Source organism: Gracilimonas sp. (assembly GCF_040218225.1).
Taxonomy (GTDB): Bacteria; Bacteroidota; Rhodothermia; order Balneolales; family Balneolaceae; genus Gracilimonas.
Map to the genome: position 1 here is coordinate 395,251 of NZ_JAVJQO010000004.1, position 22,030 is coordinate 417,280.

A 22,030-nucleotide genomic window follows, 5' to 3' on the forward strand; every position below is an offset into this window, starting at 1 on the left:
ACCCCATCATCCAATTGCTTCAGGCCTCCTGCATTCCCTATTTGCCAATTTTTAATTACATTGAGGAAGATAACGAGGGGTTTACACATGCCGAGGGTTTTATACTGCTATTTGCTTCTGATTATATGCTTTCTCCCCGGGTGCTTTGTAGCCAATGGTTTTGAATGCTCATTTCAGTTTTTTGGACCTGAAAAGGCCGGAACTTTTTCCACTTACCCCGTTCCCGATCAAACCATTTCGGTTGGCGATACCGTTTTTTTTGATGTAAATCAATATTGGGAATACAGCTATAATTGTGAAGATTATGGCTCTAAACCTAATTTAGGAACCTTCATAACTAATTCTGAAAACCTCGAATTTTACCGCCAGGGAAACTCTGTATTCATGATTGGGAAAAAGCCCGGTCTTTTTACTGGCACCGTTGTTGGGGGAGCCTATTTAACAAGAAATGGTATTGGGGACTACTATCCTGTTTTTCTTACTTTTAATACAAATGTGGTAACCGGACCTGTTGAGCAAGAAAGACAAAGAGCCCGATTTCCTTCTACGGGGCGTATCGATAGTGTTCAGATTCTTTCCGTGGAGCCACATTATCCACGGATTCAATTATTGGCTCATTACTCCCCTGAAGTAACTATTAATAGTTACAACGACTTTAGTGCCTGGTGGACTTTGAGTCCAACCCTTGATTTTAAAGAGCTAAGTAAAAAAAGGTTTATTTATGATTTCAAAGATCACGGGGGATCAGATAATGAATATTATTTTATACCAGATAGTCTCCAGAAAATCTATCACGGTTATGTAGAAGTACAGGCTAAGGACAGAACTTATGGACGTACATTTACTTTAGATTTAAGCTCCCATTTAGATTAGTCGCCACACTACAAACTTCACTTAAAAGGCCGTATCTTTAAAGCTTAATCAAGCAGTCAAAAAGTACTATGAGCACGGCCACAGCCGAATCAAAAATCATCAAAGAGGCGAAAAAGCGACGCACCTTCGCCATTATATCGCACCCCGATGCGGGTAAAACCACTCTTACCGAAAAGCTCTTGCTGTATGGTGGAGCTTTGCACGAGGCCGGTTCTATCCGCGCCCGAAAGGCTACACGTCATGCTGCTTCCGACTGGATGTCGATTGAGCAGGAACGCGGAATCTCGGTAACATCATCCGTACTCCGGTTTGAGAAAGACGGCATCAAATACAACCTGCTGGATACCCCGGGTCACAAAGATTTTTCTGAGGACACGCTCCGAACCCTTGTTGCAGCCGACTCCGGCCTGATGGTGATTGACGTAGCCAAAGGAGTAGAGGAGCAAACCGAGAAATTATTTGAAGTATGTAAGCTCCGGGAAGTCCCGGTCATCACGTTTGTGAACAAGTGTGACCGCCCCGGTATGGAGCCTCTTGAAGTGCTTAGCAACATTGAAAATAAACTAGGGATTGAAGCCGTACCAGCCAGCTGGCCCATGGGTTATGGACAAAAATTTCAGGGTATTTATGATGTGATTGAGAAGAAAGTACACATGTATCAAAAGACAGAGCATGGAGCCAAGAAGGCCGTTACTGAAGTGCTTGATCTTCAAGACGCCATCGAGGCTTCTTCTATGTCGAATGTAGAAAAAGAGGCTTTTGAAGAAGAAGTAATGCTGATCGATGACATGTACGAAAACATGGATCGCGAAGCATATGCAACCGGTAAGGTAACGCCGGTATTTTTCGGCTCGGCCCTGCACAACTTTGGGCTGGATGTATTCCTTAATTACTTTCACCAGCTTGCCCCTCACCCTCAGCAGTACAAAACTCCTGAAGGTTTGGCACGCGATCTTAACGACGGCTTCTCCGGATTTATCTTCAAGATGCAGGCCAACATGAATCCTGATCACCGTGATTGTGCTGCGTTTATTAGAGTGGCTTCCGGAAGGTTTGAACGTGGTCAACAGGTAATCATAGCCGGAAGTGGCAAGAAGGTGAAAATGTCGACCCCTCATACTTTGATGGGTGACGACCGGCAGTTGCTGGAAGATGCTTATCCCGGAGATATCGTCTCTATTTTTAACCCCGGCTCATTCCGCATTGGAACCACTATTTTTGAAAAGAATGAGGTTAAGTTTGATGTAATTCCTCTCTTTACTCCCGAACATTTCCAGAAAGTAGCCACTAAAGACCCCTTTAAGCGAAAACAGTTGAGAGAAGGCTTAAAACAGCTTTCTGAAGAGGGTGTGGTCCACGTATTTGAAGTGCCAAATGGGGTTGGAAATGAATTGTTACTTGGAACCGTAGGTGTGCTTCAGTTTGAAGTAGTGGAACACCGTATGCTTACGGAATATGGGGTGGAGCTCATCAAAACCCCCGTCTCATACTTTTGTGCCCGCTGGTTGCCCAACGACCGGGATGATGTGATTGAAAAACTGGAGGCCAGCTATTCCACCCATGTCACCAAAGACATGGAAGAAAATCCCATTGTACTGTTCGATTCTCAGTATGCTCTTTCACAAGGTGAGGAAAAAGTAGGCGCTGAAAATCTCTTCAAGTTCAAACAAGGGTAAGAACATCGAACGCCGAACACCCAACTTTTTAACGTTCGAAGTTGTATACTGGTGCGATTAGAGTTAGTTGACTATTTCATATGTATTTAGGTTATTCATTTATTGGCTAAATAACCTTAAAATTATGAGAGAACTGATTATCTTTGTTGTGTATGGAATTTTATTATCCACAGCCTGCACGCAAAATCCTGGCAAATTTCATTCCTTTTCTCTCACTGATGAAGTGACTTTGCTTGCAGAAAACACCTATTCTCCAAAAAATAGTCGCCAGGTCATGTATGTTAGAAGTCAGAGCTTTCCCTATCGATTGTTTGACCCAAGCTCAAAAGAGCCTTATACGGGAACTCATTCAAAAAAGTATGAAACCGGCGAAGTTGGAAAGTGGACTATTAAAAATGGTTATATGGTTCGTATCGAAAAGTTTTATGCTGACGGACAACCTGCATTTCTTGCTCGCTTTGATAAGAATGAAGAAATTGAAAGCCGGGCATGGTTTAAAGATGGTTCACTAAAAATGACATTTCAGGAAGGCTCCGGAGATATCTACAATCAGGAAGGTAATGTGATTGCAAGCTATAAGAATTCCGTGGAAACCAACTATTTTGATAACGGTAATATCAAAACCATAATACCCTTCAACAACGACAACAATGTATATCATGGAACGGTTTTAGTTTATAACAAAGATGGCTCGAAGAAGGGAGAAATTGAGTATAAAGAGGGTAAACTATTCTCTCAAAAAGAACTTTAGTTATTTGATAATAAAGAGATTAAAACAAGGGCAAGAACCGCTAATGCCAAACACCCAACTTTTAATGTTCGAAGTTGGATGTTCCTTGTTCGGAGTTCTTCTTATCTGCCACCGTTGCCTTGCAAATCGGCAACACAGTTAGCGTCTAAAGCTGGTATTTCCTCTCCAAGAAACTGGTCGAATAGTCCCGCATTTTCCATGGCATAGTACATCAGACAGCTGTCATTATCACAATGCCGGCCATTTTCTGTATCCTGATGATTCGTCTGCATTTCTGTTCCGGAACCGGGAATGTTTACCAATCCAAATAAGTGCCCAAACTCATGCCGGTATGAAATGGATTCCGTTAACCTTCTCGAGGGTTCTCCAAAACCAGGACCGCTTACCTGTTCATAGGTGGCGCCAAAAAATGCACTTGATGTATTGTAATAAGCTATTCCAAGCACATTGCCATCTTCATACTGTCCATCTACAATAATGATGTAAGCTCTTAGTGTACTGTCTTCAACAGATGTATAGTGGTCCCGATTCTCTTCTTCCAGTGCACGTATTTGGCTGGCAGTATAAGAAGCTTCACCAACCGCCGGTATTTCTGTGGGCTCATTAATGGAAACTGATTGCTTATTCAGTCGTTGTTTAAAAAAGGCCTCCAGGCTGTCGAGGGCTTCTTCATTAGGTGCAAAGCCCTGCATATAATCGACCTCCACTTCCAATGATGTAAAGGTCTCACCAGAAAGAAAATCATTGGCTGAAAGGCCCGGGCTTTCAACATGTGAGTAAAGAACCTCATTGTCGTCGTTGCCGGTTGAGTTGTCCAGGCAGCCTGTGCTGAACACACATATTGCCATCAATAACATGCTTAGTACTGTCTTTTTTGTCAATAATTTCATTATGAATAATTCATTGTTTTCTTCTATTCACTTATTTAAATGAGCAGGTTATCGATATTGTTCCCTATTAATGATTGCACTACTGTTCATTTAAAGAAATTAAACGCTTTCTAATATGAGCGCATATGTGTAATTTATGTTATGAGTTCAGGTTTTCCCATTCGCAAAATTATCCATGTTGACATGGATGCCTTTTATGCTGCTGTAGAACAGCGGGATAATCCTGATTTGCAGGGGAAACCGGTGATTGTGGGAGGCTCTCCAAGTGGCCGGGGTGTTGTAGCTACTTGCAGTTATGAAGCAAGAAAATTTGGTGTTCATTCGGCAATGCCTGCATCTCAGGCTGTACGCCTTTGTCCCCATGGTATTTTTGTGAAAGCTCGTTTTGATGCCTATAAAAAAGCATCCCAACAAATTCGGGAGATCTTTTTTGAATACACAGATTTGGTAGAACCTCTTTCTTTGGATGAAGCCTTTCTCGATGTCACCGAAAACCACAAAGACATTCCCTCGGCTACATTGATCGCCAAACAGATTAAAGAAAGGATCTTTGAAGTCACCAGGCTGACAGCTTCTGCAGGCGTAGCTCATAACAAATTCCTGGCTAAAGTCGCTTCCGACATCAACAAGCCGGATGGATTAACCCTCATCACCCCTGAAAAGGCAGAGGCTTTTTTGGAAGAGCTTGATATCAAGCAGTTTTTTGGAGTTGGGAAGGCCACTCAGAAAAAGATGCATGCCGTTGGGATTAAGACCGGGGCCGACTTAAAGAAATGGACTGAAATTGACCTCGTTAAAGCCTTCGGCAAATCCGGCCGGTTTTACTATCGCATTGTCCGCGGTATTGATCACCGGGAAGTAAAACCCCACCGCGTTCGAAAATCCTATGGTAAAGAGCGAACTTTTTCGGAGGATATCGACAGCCTGGAGTGGATTAACAACTTCCTGGACGAGCTTGCCCAAACCATTTCAGAAGGCATGAAGAAGATCAATGCGGCCGGTAAAACCATCACCCTGAAAGTCCGCTACAAAAACTTTGACACCATCACACGGAGTTATTCACTTCCTCATTTTACCAACCGGTATTCTGATATCACTGAAGTAGTTCGAAAGCTACTCGAGGAAACCGATGTGGGCAGCCGGTCTGTACGACTGCTGGGAATTACGCTATCAAATTTAAATCTGAATGAGAAAACCGTATATGAACAATTGGAGCTGTCATTTTGAGAGTTGAAAGTTGATAGGGTGATTGTGCCATATTTAATTATCCTAAATTTAAGGTCGCTTTATAAGGTTATTGATCTTAGTAAGTGACAACATCAATTTTTAATCTATCAACTTTCAACTACCACTTTATCAACACATAACTATCATTTTACCGATATAATCGTGAATTTCCCCACATCACAATCAACCCAAAGAAATTGACAAAAAATGAGTGACGGTTACGGATTACTAAAAGGAAAAAAAGGAATCATATTCGGTGCGCTGGACGATCGAAGCATTGCCTGGAGAATTGCATTGGCTTGTAAGCGAGAAGGAGCTGACTTTGTACTTTCAAATGCTCCCGTTGCCCTGCGTCTGGGAGCCCTGGATGCCCTCGGCGAAGAAACAGGCGCGCCAATCATCCCATGTGATGTGACCAAGGATGATGAAATAGAAGACCTGATGGCCAAAACCAAAGAACACCTGGGAGGCGTTGATTTTATTCTGCACGCTATTGGTATGTCGCCTAATGTTCGCAAGAAAAAAGAATACACGGACCTTAATTATCACTGGCTGCAGCAAACGCTGGACATTTCTGCCATCTCTCTTCATCGCGTTCTTCACCATGCTGAAAAAGCAGAAATTCTGAATGACGGAGGAAGTATTGTTGCTCTTTCCTACATCGGGGCACAGCGAATTTTCTCTAAATATTCAGATATGAATGATGCCAAAGCGCTGCTGGAAAGCATTGCCCGAAATTACGGAAGCCGACTTGCAAAACGAGGCATTCGTGTAAATACAGTTTCACAGGCTCCAACCAAGACCTCTGCCGGCACTGGTATTAAAGGCTTTGATGGCATGTACACCTTTGCCGACATGATCGCCCCTATGGGGAATCCTTCAGCGGATGAATGTGCTGACTACTGTTTGACTCTATTCTCTGATCTGACCCGTAAAGTAACCATGCAGAACCTCTTCCACGACGGAGGATTTGTAAACTCTGGTATTTCGGAAGAAATGATTGATGATCTCGCAAAAATTTATGGCGACAAAGACGAATAATAATCTATGCCTGATATAATCCTCGGTATTGATCCCGGCTCCCGAAACACTGGTTATGCCCTGTTGACGGAAGAAAACGGAAAGCTGATCGCCCTGCGGTGTGATGTAATCCGAATGGCCGATATTGATGATCATGCCGAGCGATTACAGGTTATTTTTGATAAGATTTCAGGCATCATCCAATCCAATCAGCCTACCTCTTGTGCCGTAGAAACCCCTATTTATGGGGTTGACCCCATGGCGATGCTTAAGCTGGGCCGGGCACAGGCAGCCGCTATGCTAGCCATTAAGAATTCCGGAAGAGAGGTCACCGAGTATTTTCCCAAAGTAGTGAAGAAGTCTATTACAGGAAACGGAAACGCCAGCAAGGAGCAGGTGGCTTTTATGCTGAACAAGATGGTGAAGCTGCCTGATGAGAAATTATCCAATGATGCTACCGATGCCTTAGCTGTTGCCTGGTGTCATTTAATGAAAGGGCAGGGAATCTCCGGTTCAGCTAAAAAGAAAACACATCAAAATAATAAAAAAGGGGATTGGGCCAGTTTTGTAGAGGATAATCCAGATAGAGTGAAAGGTTTATGATTGCATTTTTAAAAGGATACATCGAAGAAAAGAAGGAAGGGATTGTGACCCTCGACGTTCAGGGCGTGGGCTACCGGGTTGAAATCTCCTCTATCACACAGGAACAACTGGAAAGCGCCGGATCAGAAGTAAAACTGCTGACCTATCATCATATTACCGACAGCGATGAACGCCTGTTTGGCTTCTTTTCAACCGATGAAAAAGCCTTGTTTGAAAAACTGATTACCGTGAAAGGCGTGGGTCCAAAATTAGGGCTTACTATTCTCTCCGGCTTACCGGCAGATCAGCTAATTGGAGCGATCACCGGATCGGATGCTGCCACTCTTTCCAAAGTTCCGGGGATCGGCAAGAAAACAGCGGAGCGCATTATTGTTGAGCTGAAAGACAAGCTGGCTGAATATGCCGTTTCTGCCGGAGTTACTCCAACGGGCTCAAAAGAAGCTGGTGTTACGGGAGAGGCTATTTCTGCTCTCGAGTCGCTTGGCTTTAAGAAGAAGGAGTCAGAACAGGCTGTTCTCAAAGCTATTAAAGATACCGGCAGCGACGATGCCTCTGTAGTCATTAAGAAAGCTCTCGCCAGTTTGAATAAATAGCTTGTTTGTAATTTGCTTCATTATGAGGAGCTTGAAACTCAAAATATGGATTACGAAATAATCTCCCAGACCCAGCAATAAGGTTAATTATCGGAGATCGCCACGCCGTTAACCTTTAGCCCCTCTATAAGGTAAAAGTCTCTTCGCAATGACTCTTTGACAAATAGCGATCTCTATTCTCCGGCAACTTGCGGCTCTCCAACAGTGACTGCATCTCCCATAAATGCATTAATCACATCTTCCAAAATCATATACAAGCAAGGAACCAAAACAAGAATAATTGAGGTCGCAAACACGATTCCAAAACCTAGTGAAATGGCCATTGGTATCAATTGAGTAGCTTGAATAGAAGTTTCTAAAATAATGGGAGTCAGGCCGCCAAAAGTGGTCAAAGTTGTTAACATAATTGGCCGGAAGCGCCGCAAGCCGGCTTCATGTATAGCATCAAAGGCAGAATGATCTGTCCTTTTTTTGTTGGCAAAATCGATCATAATCAGCGAATCATTCAACACAACTCCGGATAAAGCTATCACACCCATCAAACTTACAAGAGACAAATCATACCCAAGTAAAATGTGGCCAATCACAGCCCCAACGATACCAAAGGGTATCGCTCCCATCACAATTAGTGGCTGAGCATAGCTATTAAAGGCTACGGCCAGCAGTGCATAAATAATCATTAAAGCCAAGGCAAACCCACCCCATAATGCCTTTGTAGATTCTCGCATCTCGGCCTGACTTCCTTCAAAGCTCCAGGTAATCCCGGGAAAATCCTGCCTGAGTTGCGGCAGCACTTCTGTTTGAATGGATTCCAAAACCCGGCCAACGGCGTTAGAAGGAACGGCATCCATGCCAACAGTAACCACACGACGGCCATCTCTTCGGTTGATGCTCGTAAATGCCTCACCCTGTTCAATTTTCACCACATCAAGAAGCGGCACTTCGGTTCCATCATCGGTTTGAATAACAAAATCTTCCAGGTTGTAAATATCTCTGCGTTCTTCCAGCGGAAGCTTTACCCGAACTTCTACTTCATTGGTTCCCCGAAGCTGACGTGTAGCCAGAGCCCCATAAAAAGCATTACGAACCTGCTCGCCCACTTCCGAGGAAGTTAACCCAAGCTTTCTGCCTTCCGGAAGCAGCTTAAAATCAAACTGGGTTTTTCCCCGGTTATAGTTATCGTTTACGTCTCTGGTAGCATCAAAAGATTCTACTCTTTCCAAAAAAGCCTGGCTGGCCTCTTCCAAGACTTCAATATCAGAATGACTGAGGTCTACACTAATATCCTGCTGATATCCGCCCGGACCTGCTTCCGCTTCAAAAGTAATTTGATCCACACCCGGGATGTCACCAATATTATCCCGCCAAAGCTCTATGACTTCCTGAGTACTCATGGTGCGTTCAGCCGGAGGCTTCATCACGATTTCGACATCGATAAAGCTTTGTCCGCGAACATTCGTTTTGATTCCTTCTGCCTGTTCAAATAAATTATACTCCTGGAACATAGCGTAAGTGGCATTAGTCACATCCTCAGCAACAAGGGCCGCTTGCGCATTTGTAGTTCCAACCGGCAGGCTGATTCCTCCCTCGATTTCATCTGCAGGCTGCTCCGGCATAAGTACCATACCCATATGGTCGCTGTACCCATATCCGCCTACAATCACCAATAATGCGATGGCTGTACTTAAGGTTACATATCGGTTACGGAGACACAGCTCCAAAAAACGACGATAATATGTGTCAATAAAATGGTTGAATTTTGCAGCGAAAGCCTGTTGCCAGCCTTCGATTTTCTCTCCAATTCTAAAAGGGTTTTTCTTTGCACTATGGCCAAGATGAGCCGGAAGTATGAATAATGCCTCAAACAACGAAACGGCCAGAACCACAATTACCACAGCGGGAAGAGGCCACCAGTACTTACCGGTCACGCCTGGGATAAACAGAAGAGGAACAAAGGCGATTATATTGGTCAGTATACTGAAAGTCACCGGCTTGCTGATATCTTTTGCTCCGGCTATAGCCGCCTCAATGTTGCTCATACCTTGTTGGCGATATTCATAGACGTTTTCTCCTACTACAATGGCATCATCCACAACAATTCCCAACACAACCAGAAACCCAAACATGGAGATCATGTTGATGCTCAAACCAATGAGTGGAAGAAAGAGAATTGCCCCAACAAATGAGATAGTCATCCCCATCATCACCCAAAAGGCGAGGCGGTATTCCAGAAATAACGCCAGGATCACCAATACAATTATGATAGCGAGTAAACCATTTTCTGTAAGCAGGGCGAGTCTTTCCCTGTAATCCTGAGCTGTGTTACCATCAATACGGTACTGAACGCCCGGAGGAAAGCCGGCTTTAGCTTCTTCAAAAACCCGGAGAACTTTTTCCTCAATTTCCAGTGGTGATTGGTTTCCGATTCGGTAAACCTGTACTTCTACCGATGTCTGCCTGTTGAACTGAGAGGGCAGCCCAACCTCCTCAAAACCATCTCTTATTTCTGCAATATCTCCAAGAAGGACTGTTCCGCCATTTTGGGATGAGATTATTTCAATTTGGCTGAATTCATCCGCCCACTGCTTGCGCTCCTGCATGCGGAGTAATATTTCACCACCGGTTGTTTCAATGGCTCCGGCTGGAACATCCCGGCTTGATTGGGCTACAATATCCGCAACCTGAACAAGCGTGAGATCATACTCAAGCAGTTTTTGCCGGGGAATTTCAATGTGAGTTACGTAATCAGGCACTCCCCCGATTTCAACTTGTGTAATTCCTTCGGTACTCAACAATTGGTCGCGCAACTGTTCTGCGAGCTTTCTCAGCACCCAGATATCCGTTTCCCCGAATAAACCTATTTCAATTACTTCCCGCTGATTTGACTGAAGTCGCACCTCGGGTTCCTCGATATCATCCGGGAATGTATTGATCCGGTTCACTGCCTGATCAATATCCTGAAAAACCTGCATCCGGTCAGCCCCGCTAACTAACTCAATTGAGACGCTTCCGGAGCCTTCTTCAGCTGTTGAAGTAATTTCTTTAATTCCCTGTACTCCACGGATTGCCTCTTCTACAGGCCGCAATATTCCCTGCTCAACTTCAGCAGGTGCAGCTCCGGGATAAACCACACTTACATCAACAAAGTCGAGCGCATATTGTGGGAAAACCTCTTTCTGGATGTTGAACATCGTCCAGATTCCACCGCCCAGCAAAATGATCATCAATAAGTTTGCTGCAATAGGTTTCCTCGCCATATAGGCTATGATACCTGAAAATAAACCTTCTTTATTTGACTCTGAGCGGCTCATTTATTCGGGATTACGAGTTGATGAATCCTCAAGCCGCAGCAGAGCCCCGGCTGTTACGCTGGCCAGATTTGTAGTAACAACTTGCTCTCCGCCCGCTAACCCTTCCGTGATATAAGCATAGTTTGCATCCTGAAGAAGAATGCTCACATTCCTGATGCTTAATGAATCTCCTTCTTTTACCCATACCGTCTCATTCGCCCTCAAATAATCCCGGTTTAATCGAACGACATCTTCTAGAGGTTTTGCTTTTATCCGTGTTTCGACAAATGAGCCTATAATCAATCCGGGCTTCCCATCATTTTCTCTCTCAAGAGCCATCGGGTCGGGAACTTCGACGAGTATCCGGGCCAAACGTGTTTGATTTTCCAGCGATCCCAGCATTCTAAACAGATAGCCTGTACGTGTTTCTCCTTCATCCCATGCTGTCCGGTTTCTTATTACCACCTCTGAACCCGGAGAATTCTCTTCTCCAGAAAAATCCAGCCATCTCAGTTTCGACAGGGGAATGGTTGTCTCTACCCAATAATAATCAACTCCAACAAGCCGCCCCAAATCCTGTCCGGGAGCAACCAGCGATCCTAAGTTCGCATTCCTGTTCAGGATATATGCATCAAAAGGTGCTTTAATTGTCGTTCTTTGGAGATTCAGCTTTGCCTGCTCTACAGAAGCCTCAGCTGAAGCCACCTGAGATTTAGCTGACTCGAGTTGAGGTTCTCTCAGTACCAATGCCTTATTGGTTGGAGCCAGAGAGTCTTCCAGCAGTTTATATTCTTTCTTTGCTGCCTCTTGAAGTCCCATTTCCAATTGAAGCTCAGACTTCGCCTGCCTCAATTCACTTTCGGCCTGACGGACGGCATTCCTATAATCTGAGGGGTCTATCTGCAACAAGACCTCTCCCTTTTTTACATAACTTCCCGGAGTGAATTTGTCAGAACGGTTTACTACTTCGCCGCTTACTCTGGAACTCAGTACTATATCTTGTGAGGGTTGAACCGTTCCTGTTGCTTGTATGATTGGGGTGAAATTTCCTTGTTCAGCTTTATTGACCTCCACCAGCATCGCGGTTTCTTTAGTTGCCCCGGAACGGGATGCCTCAGGTTCGGTTGAAAAAATAAGCACAATAATGGCCGCAGCACCAACCAAAATTGATAGTGAAATAATAAGTGTCTTTTTCCATCCCATAAAGAAACTGCTTAAATGTAATTGTGAAGTTAACTTTCGGTTACCTGATAACTTCAACTTGTATGGGATGGCCAGCGTTCAAAAGTGGCTATAAAAGCTCTGCTGATTCGTTTTTCCAGAAAATAAAAAAGCCCCGGAAACCCGGGGCCTATACCCTAACTCTATGTGGCTTAGCAACTAATCAACGTCCAAAGCGCTGTGGTCTCCAATATCCACCTTTCCCTTTACATTCTTGAGAGAAGTATACGCGCCAATGGTTGAGCCTTTTGTCTCCACACCTTCCAGCGTGGCGTGGTCCCTGATTATGGTGTTTTCAACTTTTGAGTTTTTAATAACCGTATTCGCTTCCACGCTTACTTTAGGCCCAATCGTACTGTTTTCTATTTTCACTCCTTCACCCAGAAATACGGGAGGAATAATTTTGGAACCCGGATATTTACTTTCATCAACCCCATTAAATTCTTTTTCAGTGATGATGCCTGTGGTTTCCAGCCAGGCGGGCAGCGTTCCGCAATCCAGCCATTCATCAACCGTGGCTGTTTTGAATACTTTGCCTTCCTTAATCATCATGTCCAGGGCAGCTGTGAGGAAATATTCTCCACCCGGGCCGCGCATGTCATCGCCGATTACTTTATCGATTTTCTCTTTCAGTGCTTTTCCGCTCTTGAAATAATACACTCCAATAATGGCGAGGTCTGAGATAAACTCTTTGGGCTTCTCCACGAAACCAGTAATGGTATCCCCTTCATAAACGGCCACCCCAAAACGGGAAGGATCTTCTACTTTTTTTAGCCAGATCACACTATCTGCATCGCCCAGTTCAAAAGGTTCTTCACTGTCAAAAATAGTATCTGCAAAAGCAATGATAACCTCGCCATCCAAATGGTCGCTGGCGCAAGAAACGGCATGGGCAGTCCCAAGCGCTTCAGCCTGAACTTCAAATATCGGCTTTGCCTTATGGCGGGCACTCATTTCGCGCAGCGGCTGTTTGATGTCTTCCCCAAAATCCGGACCCAGGATGTACACAATCTCCGTAATATCACGATCCAATGTTCGGTTAAAGGTCTCGACAATGCGTTCTATGATCATCGTTCCTGCTACAGGAAGAAGCGGCTTTGGAACGGTGTGAGAATGAGGGCGAACACGGGTCCCGCGACCGGCCATTGGGATAATTAATTTCATATATTTGGCTGCGTTACTTGAAACAATTTAATTTAGTGGCGGTGAATATAGGGGGGTTATCAACCAATTTCGACTTTCTGTTACGTTGTTAACCTCTTATTAACTTCTGAATATCTTATCATCTGCACAATTAACTAAAATCAAACATATTGAACTGGTACTATACACTTCTTGATGCCGGCGCCATTCTGTTCTGCCTCATTTTCCTGCGATATACCTGGTATCGCATGCGCTTTTTCTTACATACTTATCAGCAGATGGGATATAAAAACAATGAGTATTGGCAGTGGCTGAAAGGTCACTGGGATGAGAAAGTAATTCCTGTCAACATCGCTCTGCTGAACGTCTTCATCTTCATTTTTATCTGGTTTGACGGATGGTTGTTAGACACCTTTACCTATTCTTCGCTCTCTGTATTCTTTTTTGTGATAAGCTATTTTTGGTTTGGCACTGTTTCAAAATACAAGCCAGAGAAAGTTAAAAAGCCGTTAGTATTTACACCCCGTGTAATCCGGCTGATGATTCCTTATACCCTTTTCTGTAGTTTTTTTCCTGTTCTCTTTACCTGGCTGGGATTTACCGGAATGATTCCTTTTCTGGAAGCTCAGCTTCCTAATTACTTTTCGGGGCTCCAGCGGTTTGATTTGACTATCCTTGTTTTCGGCTGGGCTTTTGGTGCCATGATAGTTCCATTTTTCATTTTTATTGCCGGGTTAATTACAAGGCCTGTAGAGTTATACATCCAACACGGGTTTAAGAAACAAGCACGCCGGAAGCTGGCTTCCATGCCAGACCTTAAAGTAATTGCCATCACTGGAAGCTATGGTAAAACCAGCACCAAGTTCATGATCCGGGATTTGCTGAAAGAACGATTCAATGTGTGCTCCACTCCCGGGAGTTATAATACCCCAATGGGTATCTGTAAGGTCATCAACAACGATCTTCAGTCTCATCACCAAATATTAATTCTTGAAATGGGTGCCCGTTATGAAGGCAACATTCAGGAGCTGTGCAATATAGCCAAACCCGATATATCCGTAGTTACCAATGTTGGGGTTGCTCACCTTGAAACTTTTGGATCTCAGGAGGTAATTGCCCGGGAAAAAGCAAGATTGGTCGATAACCTTGTGGCCGGTGATGTTGCCATTCTAAATGCGGACGATCCCCGCGTTTCCCAAATGGGGGCTGACCGCACCGAAATAAACCGGATATTGACTGGGCTGGATAATGGCGCAATTCGAGGCTCCAATATTTCTTATGACACTTCTGGAATGGAGTTCGATGTTAAAATAGATAGTGAATACGAACGCTTTCAAACCCAACTGCTTGGGGCTCACAATGTCCAGAACCTATTGCTGGCAGTAGGAGTGGGGCATCACTTCGGGTTGCGCTTAAAAACAATGGCTTTGGCTGCTGCCAAGATCGAACCTGTTGAACACCGCCTTGAGCTTAAGAAACAAGGAGAGCTTTTTGTAATTGATGACGCTTTTAACTCAAACCCGGTTGGTGCCAAAAATGCCGTGGAGATTTTGAGCCAGTTTAATTCAGGACAACGAATTATCATAACTCCGGGAATGGTAGAACTGGGTGAAATTGAACGAGACGAAAACAAAAAGTTCGGCGAATCCATCGGCAAAGCAAATCTTGACCTGGTTGTTTTGGTGGGAGAAGAAAGAGCTAAGCCAATTTTGGAGGGAATAAAAAAACATGACAGTGCCGCCATAAATGTTCGGGTTGTTAGTAGCTTATTCGACGCTAATGAACTCGTTCAAAAGCATGCCCGGGCCGGCGATATCATCCTCTACGAAAATGACCTGCCGGATGTGTATAATGAGGGGTGATCAGTGATTAAGTGATGGGTGACCTTTTTACCGTTTTTCAGCAACTTTTACCTATACATACTTTTATTTAAGAGAAAACATAGCCTTCTCCAGCCTGATAATTTAAACACCCAATCACTCATACCGAACCGCATCAGCGGGCTGAACCTGAGACGCCCGGTGCGCCGGATACCAACTTGCCAGCACACAAAGCAATAAGCTCGCCGCAAGAATTATAACCACATCAAAAGGACTAATCTGTACCGGGTAAGCATCAATGATAAAAGCCGAAGACAGCTTTACCAATCCAAATTTCATTTGAAGCCAGCTTAGTAATAATCCCAGCGAGCCGCCTATTCCACAACCAATCAACCCAATATATAATCCCTGCTTTCTGAATATCGATTTAATACCGGCCTTGCTGTAACCCATCGACATTAGGATACCTATGTCTCGCTGCTTCTGAATCACAATCATAGTAAGTGAGCCGATGATATTGAGCACGGCTACAATCACAATAAGAATCAAAATCACAAAAGAGCCCCATTTTTCAAGATACATTACATCGTACAGCGGCTTCTGGAGGTCATACCAGGTAGAAATCTCGAAGTCAGTGCCCAGCATAGCCTGAAGCTCCTTTTTAACTTTTTCAGCATCTTCATTTTTTTGAAGCTTAATATCCATTCCGGATATTTCATTTCGTGCCCTGAAAAGTCTTTTCGCTGCTTCAATGTCCACAAACACCTTTGGCCCGCCCGCTACTTGTTGCAAAAAATAGGCTCCGCGAAGATCAAACCGGTATGTTTGTGGCACGGTTATTTGGGTTAGGGCATTCTTCATTCCAGCCGCACTTAACAGAGCAATATCATCTCCATTATTTAGCCTCAGCCTGTTCTTCAGCTCTTCGTGAACTATAATTCCCGGGGTACGGTCCCGCACTGAAATATCAAAAACACCCGTTGTAATACTTTCTTCAATATCTACCAGCTGAAAAAAAAGATCCCGCTCTACACCTTTTACATCCACCACTTCATTTTGAACTCCTTCAAGAGCCAGAAGCGCCTTACCCTCAACATAGGGGGAAATCACTCTCACCTCGGGCAGGCTCCTGATTTGCTCCATCATTTCTTCGTTTTGTGCGAAGGTAGCCGCCCCCGATGCCTCAATTCTCACATCCGGATCGTAGGAGAGCAGGAAGTTTTTTATTACATCAAAAAAACCATTGAAAACAGACAAAACCACAATTAACAGAGCTGTACCAATGGTTATGCCGGTAATGCTTATAAAGGTAAGTGTGGAAATCAGCGAGATGTGTTTTCGGGAAAACAGGTACCGCCGAGCAATAAAACCAGAGTTCTTCATACACACAAAATATAGAATCAAGCAATTGAAAGCACTTTAAATGAAGACAGACATTTGTTAAAGTTTTAGTATCTTTAGCGCCCTTTTCGAATTCAAATACAGCAATGAGTTCAACGCTTTCAAAAGAAATTATTGGATCAATATCTGATGGATCTCATGGCGATCCTTTCTCGGTTCTTGGACTTCATGATGCTGAAGTTGATGGAAAGACTAAGTTAGTACTCCGCGCCTTTCGCCCGGAAGCAAAATCTGTAATCATCCTTATTGGCAAAAAGAAATATGAAATGGATCGTATTTCTGATAAAGGATTATTCGAGCGTATCTTTGCCCGCAGAAAAAACAGGTTTAGCTACGAGTTAGAAATCACTCCTCATAAAGGCAATTCATTCACTATAACAGATGCCTATCAGTTTAATTCTCTAATCAGTGATTTTGACCTGCAGCTCTGGGGTGAAGGAAACCACCATCAGGCATATGAATTTATGGGCGCCCATCAGCGAACAATTGATGGTATTGATGGAACTCATTTTGTGGTTACAGCTCCAAGCGCCTCGCGTGTAAGCGTAATCGGTGAATTTAACAACTGGGATGGGCGGGTTCACCGGATGAGGAAGTTTCATGACCAGGGAATCTGGGAACTTTTTATCCCACACGTCAAAGAAGGTGATTATTACAAATACGAAATTAAATCGCCCGTTCAAGACCCGCCTCTTAAAAAATCGGACCCTTTTGCTTTCTATTCTGAGCTGCGGCCCGGCACTGCCTCCATTGTTGCGGATATTGAGAACTATAGCTGGGGAGACCAAAAATGGTTAAAAAACCGTCAGCAAAAACAAGCGCAAGATCAACCTATTTCCATTTATGAGATGCATCTTGGGTCATGGCGCCGAAAGGTAGGCGAAGACCCTGGATTCTTGAATTACCGGGAAACGGCCGATCAGCTTGTCCCTTATCTGAAAGACTTAGGATACACTCATGTTGAGTTGCTTCCCGTTGCTGAACACCCTTACGATCCCTCCTGGGGCTATCAGATTACGGGTTATTACGCTCCAACCAGTCGCTTCGGCACCCCCGAAGATTTTATGTACTTCGTGGATCAATGTCACCAGAATGATATTGGTGTACTTGTTGATTGGGTTCCAGCCCACTTTGCTAAAGATGATCATGGCCTTCGCCGCTTTGACGGCACCGGGCTATTCGAGCATGACGATCCCCGAAAAGGCGAACATAAAGACTGGGGTACCTGCATCTTTAATTACGGCCGCACAGAGGTTCAGAATTTCCTCATCTCTAATGCCATTTATTGGTGCGACAAATTTCACATTGATGGCTTAAGGGTTGATGCCGTTGCTTCAATGCTGTATCTGGATTATTCGCGGGATGAAGGGGAGTGGGTACCCAATCAATATGGCGGAAGAGAAAACATTGAAGCCATCGATTTTTTGAGAAAGTTTAATGATTCCGTTCACCACCATTTCCCCGGAGTGATTACTTTTGCCGAGGAATCTACTTCCTGGGGTGGCGTATCGCGCCCAACCGAAACCGGCGGTCTGGGCTTCGACTTTAAGTGGAATATGGGATGGATGAACGACACCCTCGCCTATATTGAGAAGGATCCTATTTTCCGAAAATACCATCAGGACCAACTTACTTTTTCTTTGATTTATGCTTTTTCAGAGCATTTTACGCTTCCTTTTTCTCACGATGAAGTAGTGCACATGAAACAGGCAATGCTGTCAAAAATGCCCGGTGACGACTGGCAGAAGTTTGCAAATCTCCGACTCATTTATTTGTATATGTATACCCACCCTGGAAAAAACCTGCTATTTATGGGGTGTGAATTTGGACAATGGTCGGAATGGAGTGAGTCGAGATCCCTTGACTGGCATTTGCTGGAATGGGAAAAACACCAGGGCGTACAGCTTCTGATTAAAGATTTAAATGGTATCAACAAAAAAGAAAAAGCACTGCACGAAGTCGATTCTGACTGGCGGGGTTTTGAGTGGATCGATATCAGTGATGCCGATAACAGTATTATTTCTTTTGTACGCAGGGCAAAAGATCCTGAAGATTTTGTCATTGTGATCCTTAACTTTACCCCTACCGTTCATTATGGTTATAAGGTGGGAGTTCCACACGCGGGAGAATATGAAGTGTTAATCAATAGTGACTCAGAATTTTATGGTGGCAGTAATGCCGGAGATAACAAGATACACGCCGAATGGGGAGACTGGCATAACCAAAAAGCAAACATTTCAATCACAATACCACCTTTGGCTGGTGTAATTTTAAAACCTAAGAGTTAGCATATAGATGAGGTTTCCACGCTCTTGCGGTTGTTTAGTTCATCCAACATCCTTTCCTGGTAAATATGGGATGGGAGATTTTGGTTTTGAAGCCCGCACATTCATTGATTTTTTAGAACGCACACATCAGACCATCTGGCAGGTACTACCGCTCACTCCTACGGGGTACGGAAACTCGCCTTATGCAAGCTATTCTGCTTTTGCCGGAAATGTATATCTGATTAGTCCTGATATTCTGCACAAAAAAGGGTTATTAACTCAAAAAGAGATTGAAGATATTCAGTTGCCCTCCGGCTTAAGTGCAGATTATGAAGCTTCCTTTGAGAATAAAGATAAGGTATACAAACTCGCTTCCGATCGATTTTATAAAAACCTGAAGAAAGAAGAAGAACAGGCCTTCAATGCTTTTAAAAAGCAAAATAAACATTGGCTTGATGACTATGTTCTGTTTATGGCTTGTTCGCTTCATTATGATAAACAGCCCTGGAATACCTGGGATAAAGATATTGCTCAGCGTAAACCAAAAGCACTAAAAGCATACCGGGAGAAATTTTCCGAAGAAATAAAGCTCCAGTATTGGTTGCAGTTTGAATTCAATAATCAGTGGAACGATCTAAAGAAATATGCCAACGATCGCAGAATCCGGGTAGTTGGTGATATTCCTATTTTTGTAGATCACAATAGTGCTGATGTTTGGGCTAACCCGAAATATTTTGAAGTTGATAAACAAGGAAACCGACAACTTGTTGCAGGGGTGCCCCCTGACTATTTCAGCAAAACCGGGCAACTCTGGGGAAATCCCCTATATAAATGGGATGAGCTTGAAAAAGACGGGTTTTCCTGGTGGGTAGATCGCTTTAAGCACATGTTTAATGCCTGTGATGCCATTCGGGTTGATCACTTCCGTGGCTTTGACGCATATTGGGAAGTAGAAGCTTCGGCAAAAACAGCTGAAAAAGGAAAGTGGGTTCCCGGTCCCGGAGAAAAACTGTTTGATACTATTTTAGAAAAATGTGGCGAGCTACCCATTATCGCTGAAGACCTTGGCTTTGTGACCGAGGGGGTCGAAAAGCTTCGCGACAAGTATAACTTCCCGGGGATGAAAATTATTCAATTCGCCTTCGATTCAGACTCAACAAACAGCTTCTTGCCTCACAATTATTCTCAAAACAGCGTAGCTTATTCAGGAACTCACGATAATGACACTGCTCTGGGCTGGTACAATACAACCAACCAGGAAGAGCAGCACCGGGCCCGGACATACACACGCTCGTCAGGAGAAAACATGCATTGGGAATTTATCCGTTTAGGAATGCTTTCGGTTTCAGATCAGGCTATATTCCCGCTGCAAGATTATATGGGATTAGATAGTACTCACCGAATGAATATACCGGGAACTTCTTCTGGCAATTGGCTATGGAGATATACTCAAGAGATGTTAGATAAAGTTGATGAAGGACAGATACAACATCTCACAGAGTTAAGTAACAGACGAATTAACAGCAATACTTAATCTAAAATGCTTGATTTCATATACAGAAGGTGTTTTTGTATATTTCAGGCTTAGATATTTTAAAATACATATATGGCGTTTTCACTAAATCACTTACCCAAGCGAACTGAAAAACCACGAACCAAAGGCCTTACTATGGGGCTGGATAAAGGATACAGTGTTCGTCAGGCCGAAGACTTTGTAGAAGCTTGCTCCAACTATATTGATGTTGTAAAGCTCGGGTGGGGTACTTCGTATGTCACCCAAAACCTGGAAGAAAAAATCGCTGTTTACCATAATGCCGGTATTCCTGTTTATTTTGGAGGAACACTTTTTGAGGCTTATGTGCTTCGCGACCAGCTGGATGGATATGTAGAGCTAATGAAGAACTATGGCATAAAGTATGTAGAGGTCTCTAATGGTACGATCTGGCTTTCTGATGAAAGAAAACAAGCCATCATTAAAGAACTAAGTAAAGAGTTTACCGTTTATTCTGAGGTAGGCAGTAAAAACCCAAACGACATAATTCCTCCATACAAATGGGTTCGCATTATTGAAAAAGAGTTAAGTGCCGGCGCCGAAAAAGTTATTTGTGAAGCCCGTGAAAGCGGAACCGTTGGTGTGTTTCGCCCCAATGGCGAAGTCCGCTCTGGCTTAATAGAAGAAATTACCGATCAAATACCGGAAGAAAAATTGATTTTCGAAGCCCCGCAAAAAGAACAGCAGGTTTGGTTCATTCGAAAGTTTGGAAGTAATGTAAACTTAGGAAATATCCAGCCCTCCGACGTCATCTCTGTGGAAACACTGAGACTTGGCCTGCGGGGCGATACCCTATTAGACTTTTACTCATTAGATGATGATGAGGATCTCAATAAAGTCATGAAAGACAATAACGCAATCTCTAACGAAGAGTAATCACTGAGAGCATATATTTATGAAAATTCTTTACGTTGCAGCAGAAATCTCCCCATTTGCACGCATGACTTATACCGCCGATTTACTTCGGTTCTTGCCTGCATCACTTCAAGACAAAGGATTCGAAATTCGAATTCTGCTACCTAAATACGGGTCTATCAATGACCGCCGCAACAGGCTCCATGAGGTTATTCGCCTTTCTGGTATTGAAGTAGAAGTGGGTGAAAACACTGAAAGCATGAAAATAAAAGTGGCCAGCATTCCCAATGCTAAGCTGCAGGTTTATTTCTTAGATAACGACACTTATTTCAAGAGAAAAGGCCTCTTCAAAAAGCCCGATACTGATGAGTTTTATGAAGATAATGATGAGCGCCTGGCCTTCTACAATAAAGGTGTACTGGAAACAGTTATTAAGCTCGGCTGGGAACCGGACATCATTCACTGCCACGACTGGCCTGCTGGTCTGATTCCGCTTTTAGTGCGAACTAAATATAAGGACGAGAAAATCTTTAAAAACACTCAAATTGTATACAATCTGCATCATCCTATAAATGAAGGTGACTCAGATTCTGCAAGAGTGCTAGAGCTTCTTGGGCTTCCAGCCGACACCGATATTGACAATCTGACTGAAGAAGGCAGAGTTGATCTTCTTAAACTCGGGCTAAAATACAGCGACCATGTTGTTACGGGTAATTACCTGAAAGATGAGTTTGATGACATGTTCAAGGAGCTGGGAATTAAACCCACAAAAATTCAGGGTTCCCCGGAAGATGTGTCTGACAAGTTTGCCGAATACTATCGGTCTATTTCTGATGCCGAATAATAGA

General features: G+C 43.7%; 17 protein-coding genes. 12 read left to right on the forward strand and 5 right to left on the reverse strand.

Annotated elements, in window-relative coordinates:
* Nucleotides 1–87: 87 nt before the first annotated feature.
* The 3 genes from RIB15_RS05760 to RIB15_RS05770 all read left to right on the forward strand — a co-directional run bounded on the left by RIB15_RS05760 (nucleotide 88) and on the right by RIB15_RS05770 (nucleotide 3,300).
* Entirely contained in the window at nucleotides 88–873 is a 786-nt protein-coding gene (locus RIB15_RS05760) for a hypothetical protein (protein WP_350201199.1), read from the forward strand.
* Between the two features lie 68 nt (nucleotides 874–941).
* Nucleotides 942–2,549: a peptide chain release factor 3 gene (locus tag RIB15_RS05765; RefSeq protein ID WP_350201200.1), complete on the forward strand. Its 1,608-nt coding sequence runs from the start codon at nucleotides 942–944 to the stop codon at nucleotides 2,547–2,549.
* A 124-nt stretch (nucleotides 2,550–2,673) separates the two neighbouring features.
* On the forward strand, nucleotides 2,674–3,300 hold the full coding sequence (locus RIB15_RS05770; protein ID WP_350201201.1) for a toxin-antitoxin system YwqK family antitoxin: 627 nt from the start codon (nucleotides 2,674–2,676) through the stop codon (nucleotides 3,298–3,300).
* A gap of 101 nt (nucleotides 3,301–3,401) precedes the next feature.
* Here RIB15_RS05770 and RIB15_RS05775 read toward each other — a convergent pair whose 3' ends face one another.
* A complete protein-coding gene (locus tag RIB15_RS05775; RefSeq protein ID WP_350201202.1) occupies nucleotides 3,402–4,190 on the reverse strand; it encodes a hypothetical protein in 789 nt (262 codons plus the stop codon).
* A gap of 141 nt (nucleotides 4,191–4,331) precedes the next feature.
* Here RIB15_RS05775 and dinB point away from each other — a divergent pair, with 141 nt between their 5' ends.
* The 4 genes from dinB (at nucleotide 4,332) to ruvA (ending at nucleotide 7,633) form a co-directional block, all read left to right on the forward strand.
* On the forward strand, nucleotides 4,332–5,417 hold the full coding sequence (gene dinB, locus RIB15_RS05780; RefSeq protein WP_350201203.1) for a DNA polymerase IV: 1,086 nt from the start codon (nucleotides 4,332–4,334) through the stop codon (nucleotides 5,415–5,417).
* Nucleotides 5,418–5,624: 207 nt separating this feature from the next.
* Nucleotides 5,625–6,458 carry an enoyl-ACP reductase FabI gene (locus RIB15_RS05785; RefSeq protein WP_350201204.1) on the forward strand — a complete coding sequence of 278 codons (834 nt, stop codon included), beginning with the start codon at nucleotides 5,625–5,627 and terminating at the stop codon, nucleotides 6,456–6,458.
* A 6-nt stretch (nucleotides 6,459–6,464) separates the two neighbouring features.
* Nucleotides 6,465–7,040, forward strand: coding sequence for a crossover junction endodeoxyribonuclease RuvC (gene ruvC / locus RIB15_RS05790; RefSeq protein ID WP_350201205.1), 576 nt, complete (start codon nucleotides 6,465–6,467; stop codon nucleotides 7,038–7,040).
* Nucleotides 7,037–7,633, forward strand: coding sequence for a Holliday junction branch migration protein RuvA (gene ruvA / locus RIB15_RS05795; protein ID WP_350201206.1), 597 nt, complete (start codon nucleotides 7,037–7,039; stop codon nucleotides 7,631–7,633). The genes ruvC and ruvA overlap by 4 nt, the downstream gene beginning before the upstream one ends.
* 173 nt (nucleotides 7,634–7,806) lie before the next feature.
* On the opposite strand, the gene RIB15_RS05800 is transcribed toward ruvA, so the two are convergent.
* The 3 genes from RIB15_RS05800 to RIB15_RS05810 form a co-directional block, all read right to left on the reverse strand.
* A complete protein-coding gene (locus RIB15_RS05800; protein WP_350201207.1) occupies nucleotides 7,807–10,944 on the reverse strand; it encodes an efflux RND transporter permease subunit in 3,138 nt (1,045 codons plus the stop codon).
* Entirely contained in the window at nucleotides 10,945–12,126 is a 1,182-nt protein-coding gene (locus tag RIB15_RS05805) for an efflux RND transporter periplasmic adaptor subunit (protein WP_350201208.1), read from the reverse strand.
* A gap of 177 nt (nucleotides 12,127–12,303) precedes the next feature.
* Nucleotides 12,304–13,308: a sugar phosphate nucleotidyltransferase gene (locus RIB15_RS05810; RefSeq protein ID WP_350201209.1), complete on the reverse strand. Its 1,005-nt coding sequence runs from the start codon at nucleotides 13,306–13,308 to the stop codon at nucleotides 12,304–12,306.
* Between the two features lie 149 nt (nucleotides 13,309–13,457).
* Between RIB15_RS05810 and RIB15_RS05815 the strand changes: the two genes are divergently transcribed.
* Entirely contained in the window at nucleotides 13,458–15,149 is a 1,692-nt protein-coding gene (locus RIB15_RS05815) for a UDP-N-acetylmuramoyl-tripeptide--D-alanyl-D-alanine ligase (RefSeq protein WP_350201210.1), read from the forward strand.
* Between the two features lie 114 nt (nucleotides 15,150–15,263).
* On the opposite strand, the gene RIB15_RS05820 is transcribed toward RIB15_RS05815, so the two are convergent.
* On the reverse strand, nucleotides 15,264–16,490 hold the full coding sequence (locus tag RIB15_RS05820) for an FtsX-like permease family protein (protein WP_350201211.1): 1,227 nt from the start codon (nucleotides 16,488–16,490) through the stop codon (nucleotides 15,264–15,266).
* Nucleotides 16,491–16,594: 104 nt separating this feature from the next.
* Here RIB15_RS05820 and glgB point away from each other — a divergent pair, with 104 nt between their 5' ends.
* The 4 genes from glgB (at nucleotide 16,595) to RIB15_RS05840 (ending at nucleotide 22,026) form a co-directional block, all read left to right on the forward strand.
* Nucleotides 16,595–18,796 carry a 1,4-alpha-glucan branching protein GlgB gene (gene glgB / locus RIB15_RS05825; RefSeq protein ID WP_350201212.1) on the forward strand — a complete coding sequence of 734 codons (2,202 nt, stop codon included), beginning with the start codon at nucleotides 16,595–16,597 and terminating at the stop codon, nucleotides 18,794–18,796.
* 7 nt (nucleotides 18,797–18,803) lie between these two features.
* Complete coding sequence (gene malQ, locus RIB15_RS05830) at nucleotides 18,804–20,309, forward strand: 4-alpha-glucanotransferase (protein ID WP_350201213.1); 1,506 nt, start codon at nucleotides 18,804–18,806, stop codon at nucleotides 20,307–20,309.
* 72 nt (nucleotides 20,310–20,381) lie between these two features.
* The gene (locus RIB15_RS05835) at nucleotides 20,382–21,203 is read left to right on the forward strand and encodes a phosphosulfolactate synthase (RefSeq protein ID WP_350201214.1); all 822 of its coding nucleotides are present in this window, start codon (nucleotides 20,382–20,384) and stop codon (nucleotides 21,201–21,203) included.
* 19 nt (nucleotides 21,204–21,222) lie between these two features.
* On the forward strand, nucleotides 21,223–22,026 hold the full coding sequence (locus RIB15_RS05840) for a glycogen/starch synthase (protein WP_350201215.1): 804 nt from the start codon (nucleotides 21,223–21,225) through the stop codon (nucleotides 22,024–22,026).
* The last annotated feature ends 4 nt before the right edge of the window (nucleotides 22,027–22,030 follow it).

What these genes read in the sequence shown, in the direction of transcription:
- RIB15_RS05760 (WP_350201199.1), top strand. Translation starts at nt 88, where the DNA reads ATGCCGAGGGTTTTATACTGCTATTTGCTTCTGATTATATGCTTTCTC.
- RIB15_RS05765 (WP_350201200.1), top strand. Translation starts at nt 942, where the DNA reads ATGAGCACGGCCACAGCCGAATCAAAAATCATCAAAGAGGCGAAAAAG.
- RIB15_RS05770 (WP_350201201.1), top strand. Translation starts at nt 2,674, where the DNA reads ATGAGAGAACTGATTATCTTTGTTGTGTATGGAATTTTATTATCCACA.
- RIB15_RS05775 (WP_350201202.1), bottom strand. Translation starts at nt 4,190, where the DNA reads ATGAAATTATTGACAAAAAAGACAGTACTAAGCATGTTATTGATGGCA.
- dinB (WP_350201203.1), top strand. Translation starts at nt 4,332, where the DNA reads ATGAGTTCAGGTTTTCCCATTCGCAAAATTATCCATGTTGACATGGAT.
- RIB15_RS05785 (WP_350201204.1), top strand. Translation starts at nt 5,625, where the DNA reads ATGAGTGACGGTTACGGATTACTAAAAGGAAAAAAAGGAATCATATTC.
- ruvC (WP_350201205.1), top strand. Translation starts at nt 6,465, where the DNA reads ATGCCTGATATAATCCTCGGTATTGATCCCGGCTCCCGAAACACTGGT.
- ruvA (WP_350201206.1), top strand. Translation starts at nt 7,037, where the DNA reads ATGATTGCATTTTTAAAAGGATACATCGAAGAAAAGAAGGAAGGGATT.
- RIB15_RS05800 (WP_350201207.1), bottom strand. Translation starts at nt 10,944, where the DNA reads ATGAGCCGCTCAGAGTCAAATAAAGAAGGTTTATTTTCAGGTATCATA.
- RIB15_RS05805 (WP_350201208.1), bottom strand. Translation starts at nt 12,126, where the DNA reads ATGGGATGGAAAAAGACACTTATTATTTCACTATCAATTTTGGTTGGT.
- RIB15_RS05810 (WP_350201209.1), bottom strand. Translation starts at nt 13,308, where the DNA reads ATGAAATTAATTATCCCAATGGCCGGTCGCGGGACCCGTGTTCGCCCT.
- RIB15_RS05820 (WP_350201211.1), bottom strand. Translation starts at nt 16,490, where the DNA reads ATGAAGAACTCTGGTTTTATTGCTCGGCGGTACCTGTTTTCCCGAAAA.
- glgB (WP_350201212.1), top strand. Translation starts at nt 16,595, where the DNA reads ATGAGTTCAACGCTTTCAAAAGAAATTATTGGATCAATATCTGATGGA.
- malQ (WP_350201213.1), top strand. Translation starts at nt 18,804, where the DNA reads ATGAGGTTTCCACGCTCTTGCGGTTGTTTAGTTCATCCAACATCCTTT.
- RIB15_RS05835 (WP_350201214.1), top strand. Translation starts at nt 20,382, where the DNA reads ATGGCGTTTTCACTAAATCACTTACCCAAGCGAACTGAAAAACCACGA.
- RIB15_RS05840 (WP_350201215.1), top strand. Translation starts at nt 21,223, where the DNA reads ATGAAAATTCTTTACGTTGCAGCAGAAATCTCCCCATTTGCACGCATG.